Source organism: Gemmiger sp. An50 (genome assembly GCF_002161595.1).
Taxonomy (GTDB): domain Bacteria; phylum Bacillota; class Clostridia; order Oscillospirales; family Ruminococcaceae; genus Allofournierella.
Genome location: NZ_NFID01000047.1, coordinates 1 through 620, shown reverse-complemented (window position 1 = coordinate 620; position 620 = coordinate 1). Strand labels below are relative to the sequence as shown.

Genomic DNA, 620 nt, shown 5'->3' with positions numbered 1-620 from the left:
AAACACCAGCTCCATGCCGAACATCAGCCGGCTCAGCCGCGCCCGGCGCAAAGGCTGGCTGGTTTCTTCAAAGCGGATCTCCAGCCGGTCGAACCGGTCGATCTGCACCGGCTCCTGGTGCTCCACCGCCTTGGGCAGCACCTGCCGCTGCATCAGCTGCTCACCGCCCCTCCAGGCGGTCACGGTCAGCGCGGTGCACCATTCCTCCGCCACCTGGTCGAACCGGAAGCTCAGTGCCGGAACGCTCACCGGCGTTTCAAACTCCAGTGCCAGCACCGGCGGGGCCGCAAAACGGCCGTCCGCCCCGCTCATGGCCTCGCTCACATAGCCCTCGGTCAGCAGCGCGCCGCCGGGCTCGTCCGCAATGCGAAGGGCCCCGTCCGCCTTCCAGCGCCCCGGCTCGAAGGTGGCGTAGCTGCGCTTTTGCGCTCCGTCCTGGGTCAGGGCGCTTTCCACGCTGGACCAGTAGGCCTGACCCTCGCTTTTGTCCGACGCGCCGGGGGCTGCGTCCTCGTCCACAACGCTCAGGGTCACGGCCAGCTTTGCCGCGCCCAGCACCGGCTTTGTCATCTCCTGCCGGTAGGCATCGCTTACCTGCTGCATCAGATCACCCCGCAATC

Annotated in this window: 1 pseudogene; it reads right to left on the bottom strand. The window is 67.7% G+C overall.

What is annotated here, in order from left to right:
• Nucleotides 1–603, bottom strand: a pseudogene (locus B5G03_RS16925) (hypothetical protein); the annotation flags it as partial.
• Nucleotides 604–620 lie beyond the last annotated feature (17 nt).